The sequence below is a fragment of the Haloactinopolyspora sp. genome, assembly GCF_027324685.1.
GTDB lineage: Bacteria > Actinomycetota > Actinomycetes > Jiangellales > Jiangellaceae > Haloactinopolyspora.
Genome location: NZ_DAHVSH010000090.1, coordinates 1 through 4,897 on the forward strand (window position 1 = coordinate 1; position 4,897 = coordinate 4,897).

Consider the following 4,897-nt stretch of genomic DNA (forward strand, 5'->3'; position numbering starts at 1 on the left):
ACGCGACCGTCGTCAGCGCCGTCACCGTGCTGCGCATCGACGACCAGGACCTGCCGTGGACCGCCTCGTCCCGCGAGTGGGACGAGACCGGCGAGCCCGGCGTCTTGACGACCACCGTGCTCGTTCCGGACGGGATCCACAAGGTGAGCACGACACAAGGGTGGTTCCCGTCCGGCCGAGCCCGGCCGCAGTCGGCTCAGGCCGTCATCCCGGAGGTTCGCGTCGACGGCGCCACGACCGTCGTGCTCGACCTGACCGAGCTGGAACCCATCGTCGTCCAGACCGACCGGCCGGCGCGCGGCGAGAACAACGTCGTCTCGTTCACCCGCACGACCGCCACCGGCAAGTCCTACAGCAGCTGGTCTCTCGGTAATCGCGAGCGCTGGGTGCTCCCGACCGGTGACGAGCCGCAGACCGGCTCGTTCCACTTCAAGTACCACACCCGACTGTTCGAGCCGCAGGCCACGCTGAAGTTGCCGGGCAGAGACGGCGTGCGGTTGCATCCGCGGTACGTCACCTCCGCCAAGCACAACTCGTTGTGGTCCGGCGCGGTGCCGAAGTTCGACCAGGACCGCGACGCCCGGCTGGTGCCGTGGGCGGATGTGGAAGCCGGCCGCGACGTGCGCGGCGCCCTGGTCTACGGCGACTTCGCCGAGCTCTGGGGCCACTGCGGCGCGCTCGGCAACCCCGCGGGCGAGGTGGCCGAGCGTGTGCGTACCGCCGCGGAGGCCGGGGCAGCCGGTTTCGTCATGACCTACTGCAACTTCCCCGGGACGCTGGTCCTGTCCACCTACGAAGACGACCTGACTATTCCGGTGCTGGAGCTGGACCAGCCGGAAGCCCAGCACATCGAAGACCTGCTCGCCGGCGAGCAGAACCCCGAGGTCGGCATCGAGACCGCGTTGGCCAGCCCGTACGAGTACAAGCTGTGGTTCTACGACGTCGGCGCCGTCCCGGCCGATCCGACGTACGGGGCCGATGCCGCTGACCTGAAGCAGGTGGACGCGTCGTACCACGCCGAGTACCAGCCGGTCCCGGACCGGAACAACACCGAGGAGGCCATCCACACCTACCGGCCCGAAGAGACGCACAGTTTCAGCATCCCGGTCACGTTCGACGCCCCGAGCCGGCGTTCTGAGTACTACAACGTCGCCGGCGCTGACGTCGTGTGGTCGCACCACTATCACTTCACCGACCCGAGTGAGCAGACCGTGTCCGCACACACCGCTCGCGTCGTCGCCGATACCGACCATGAGCACGAGGCGTGGAACTCCACGCCGGCGACGCAGGGACAGCGGGTGCTCGAGTTCACCGGTCAGCCCCGGGCGCACGCCATGTGCGCTGCCTGCCGGCAGGGCGACGTGTTGTGGTTCAGCCCGGCCGCCGTCACCGGCGACGGAACCCGGGTCCAGGGTGACATCGCACCAGGCGAGGTTCGCCTGTTCCACGAGGGACGACCGGTCCCGGCCGGCGAGAAGTGGGGCACCGTGCTCGATTTCACCCTGCCGTCGGACACGGGGACCTACCGGTTGGAGAGCACCCTGGAGAACACGACGACCACGTGGACGTTCACGACGAACGGCGCGCCGGAGGAGGACGAGGTCGAGCATCCCTACGGCTGTCTACCGCACATGTACGCCATCGATCCATCGCCGTGCGGCTACGAGCCGTTGCTGTTCATCAGCTACGACATCCCGCTGGCTCTGGACAACACCGCGCGGGCGGGGCGTCCCCTGCAGTTCGTGGTGCACGTGCGTGGCTCCGAGCCCGGCAGCCAGCGCCAGGTGAAGGGACTGGAGCTGGAGGCGTCGTTCGACGGTGGCACGACGTGGGTCGATGCGACCCGGATCCGTCCGCTGGGTGACGGCCGCTTCAACGTCCTGGTCAAGCATCCCAAGCTCGCCGACAGCGACGGCTCGGTGGCGCTGCGCGCCAGGGCCTGGGACGCAGCCGGGAACGAGGTCGCCCAGACCGTCGGATCGGCGTATCGCCTGCGGGACGAGCCGGGCGGCCGAGTCACGGCGCCCGAGCGCTGACGGAGGCCAGCGCGTCGCGGATCAGGCCCCGCAGAGTGGCCGGCGCCGAGTTCATCCGAACCGGTGCCGGCCACCTCGTGGATTAGTGGTGGCGCGCGCCACTCTCCCCCGGCGCACCCTCGCCCGGCGCACCTTCACCCGGACGGGAACCCCCGCTGCCGGGCGGCCTCGTAGAGCGCCACGGTTCCGGCCGAGGCGGCGTTGAGGGAGCTCGCCGTTCCCCCGATCGGAATCTGAACCATCTCGTCGCACACCTCGCGCCACGAGGCGCTCATCCCGGTCTTCTCGTTCCCGACGACCAGCACGGTCGGCCCGGTCAACGTCGCCTCCGCGAGCGGCACCGAACCGGACTCGTCCAGGCCCACCACCCGGACAGGCACCCCGCCGTCGCGGCATGCCGTGATCCACTGCACCGTGGCCTCCGTCGATTCCAGCCGCACGGCGGGAACGGCGAACAGCGAGCCGGTGCTGGCCCGGACGCACTTGGGGTCGTAGATGTCGGCGGCGTGCCCGGTGGTGATCAGCCCGGACCCGCCGAGCGCGTCCGCCGCGCGGATGAGAGTGCCGAGGTTGCCCGGGCTGGTGGGGCGGTCGAAGACGACGACGAGCATGTCCGGGCCGACCGGTAACCGGGCGACGTCGTCGGCGGCGAGCTCGCCGACAGCGATGACTTCGGGGGTTTCGCTCTCTTGCTGGCCGAGCTCACGGAGGAGCTGCGGGTCGAGCTCGAACCTGGCCGCTCGGCTGGTGCCGATGAGCTCGCGCGCCCAAGCGGAAGGCTGCGAGCCGCGCGGATACAACAGTGCCCGCAACGGCCAGCCGGCCCGGTCAGCCATGGTGATGGGCCGCACGCCCTGGATGAGGAACGCTCCGGAACGTCGCCGTTTACCGCGATTGGTCAGCAGCGCCGACCACTCCTGGAACTGGGCGTTGCGGGTCGTGACCGGACGGGCTCGCGCACTGGATCGGCCGCTCTGGTTCATCGCACCCCGCTTGCGCTCTGTTCTCTACCGGGCGTGTCCAACCCCGACAACACGATGAACCGCTGCATCGCCGCGTCGACCGCGTCGCGGTCTTCGGTGGCCAGCAGGTCGAGCAGCAGGCCCCGGGCGACCGCCACGCCCAGGCGCGCGTGCGTGCGTGCCTCCTCCGGCGTCAGGCCCGCTCGCTGCAGTGCCGCCGACAGCGGCACCACCCACATCTCGACGACACCCTCGAGCAACGGCCTGGCGGCCGGGTCGCCCTGCAGGGCTCGGCCGTACAGCTCGAAGAACAGCCGCTCGTACGGTCCGAGTGCCGGATCGGTGAGCCGGTTCCACAACTGCTCGGCGACTTCACGCGGCGACAACTCGGCTTGCTCGCCGAGTGCGGCCAGCAGTTCGCGCTGGCGCCGCTCCACCTCGCGGACCACCTCGACCAGCAGCCCCTCTTTCGACCCGAAGTGGTAGATCAGCATCCGGTGGCTGGTCCCCAGCGCGGCGGCGATCTGGCGCAGGCTGCGCTCGCCGATGCCATGCGTCGCGACGTACTCCACGGCTGCGGCCAGCAGGCCTGCCCGGCCGCTCGGGCCCGCGTTGCTCACGTCGCATATCGTAGTTGTACCATTTGGTACAGACGAAGGAGGCCCGCCATGGCCATACAGGACATCGACGTGACAGCGACCACGTCGGCACCTGCGCACGCTGTTCACGCGCTGCTGCGCGACGGTGCGACCTGGCCCACGTGGTCGCCGCTGGGGTCGTTCGAGCTGGAGCGCCCGGCCGAGCACCCCGACGGCGTCGGAGAGATCCGGATCTTCCGGACCGGGCGGATCAGGAACCGCGAACAGGTCGTCGAGTCGGTGCCGGGACGCCGGCTCAGCTACGTCCTGCTGGAAGGTATGGCGATCCGTGACTACCGCGCCGACATCGATCTGACCGAAACCGAGAACGGCGGCACCGTCATCCGCTGGCACTCGACGTTTCGCGCCAAGGTGCCGGGGATGGGCGGGATCTACCGCCGGAGCTTGACGTCGTTCCTCCAGCAGTGCGTCGACGGCCTCGCCGACCATGCCGCCCGCATCTCCTCGCCGGGCGCTCCGGCCGACTGATTCACTCGACCTCGCTACGGACGAGCGCTACGGCCTCGTCCACGCGCGCTCGGGTGGCCGGATCGTCGATGTCGATGCCCGCATCGAGCTGCACGGACCAGATGAGCTCGTCGTCGGGCGTACGCCGCCCGGTCACCCGGACACCGCGGGCACCGTCGACCGGCATGCGGCGGCTGATGACGACGCTGGCTGTCACCTGCTCGCGCACGACGTCGGTCAACCGGCCGGGCCGATCGAGCCGGAGCCGGTGCCGGCGTCCCTTGGGGGTGGTGACCGGCACCTCGGCCACGGTGAGCACCGACTCCGCGCGATCCCACCCGGCGGTCTCGATCGCGGTCCAGGCCAACGACGTGCCGGTCGGCAGGACGAGGCGACGGGTCGTGGCCGTCACCGGGCCGTCGGGGCCGTCCGCGGTAGCCAGGACACGCTCACCGGGTTCGAGGCTCTCGATGCCCTCGATGCCGCGAGCTCGACGTCTACGCACGGCTTCAGCGTATCGGCCTGGGCCGCGGCAGCCGGCGGGGATGGTCACAGCGTCCGTGCGCTACACCACGAGGCGTTGTGTCGCATCACCACCCGTGCACGCCTGGTGTCGTTGGCGATTGCCTAGTGAACATGATCATTTAGGTGGCTAGGACAGGAAGTCGCGCAGCTCGCTGGCCCACTCGGTGCGGCGCAGCTTCGTCAGCGTCCGGTGCTCGATCTGGCGGACCCGCTCGCGGGTCACGCCGAACTCACGCCCGACTTCCTCGAGCGTACGGGTTCGGCCGTC

General features: G+C 70.0%; 6 protein-coding genes. 2 read left to right on the forward strand and 4 right to left on the reverse strand.

Annotation, left to right across the window (positions count from 1 at the left end):
- A partial coding sequence (locus tag M6444_RS09925; protein ID WP_298326309.1) for a hypothetical protein occupies window positions 1-2,036 on the forward strand: 2,036 nt, incomplete at its 5' end.
- Between the two features lie 134 nt (window positions 2,037-2,170).
- Here the strand turns inward: M6444_RS09925 and M6444_RS09930 are convergent.
- Together M6444_RS09930 and M6444_RS09935 are read right to left on the reverse strand one after the other, a co-directional pair.
- Window positions 2,171-3,019: a TrmH family RNA methyltransferase gene (locus tag M6444_RS09930; RefSeq protein WP_298326311.1), complete on the reverse strand. Its 849-nt coding sequence runs from the start codon at window positions 3,017-3,019 to the stop codon at window positions 2,171-2,173.
- Window positions 3,016-3,618 carry a TetR/AcrR family transcriptional regulator gene (locus M6444_RS09935; protein ID WP_298326313.1) on the reverse strand — a complete coding sequence of 201 codons (603 nt, stop codon included), beginning with the start codon at window positions 3,616-3,618 and terminating at the stop codon, window positions 3,016-3,018. The genes M6444_RS09930 and M6444_RS09935 overlap by 4 nt, the downstream gene beginning before the upstream one ends.
- Window positions 3,619-3,666: 48 nt before the next feature.
- Here M6444_RS09935 and M6444_RS09940 point away from each other — a divergent pair, with 48 nt between their 5' ends.
- Window positions 3,667-4,125, forward strand: coding sequence for an SRPBCC family protein (locus tag M6444_RS09940; protein ID WP_298326315.1), 459 nt, complete (start codon window positions 3,667-3,669; stop codon window positions 4,123-4,125).
- Window position 4,126: 1 nt separating this feature from the next.
- On the opposite strand, the gene M6444_RS09945 is transcribed toward M6444_RS09940, so the two are convergent.
- Both M6444_RS09945 and M6444_RS09950 read right to left on the reverse strand, forming a co-directional pair.
- Window positions 4,127-4,609: a hypothetical protein gene (locus M6444_RS09945; protein ID WP_298326318.1), complete on the reverse strand. Its 483-nt coding sequence runs from the start codon at window positions 4,607-4,609 to the stop codon at window positions 4,127-4,129.
- Between the two features lie 147 nt (window positions 4,610-4,756).
- Window positions 4,757-4,897, reverse strand: a 141-nt coding sequence (locus tag M6444_RS09950; RefSeq protein ID WP_298326320.1) for a sigma factor-like helix-turn-helix DNA-binding protein, incomplete at its 5' end; no start/stop codon positions are given.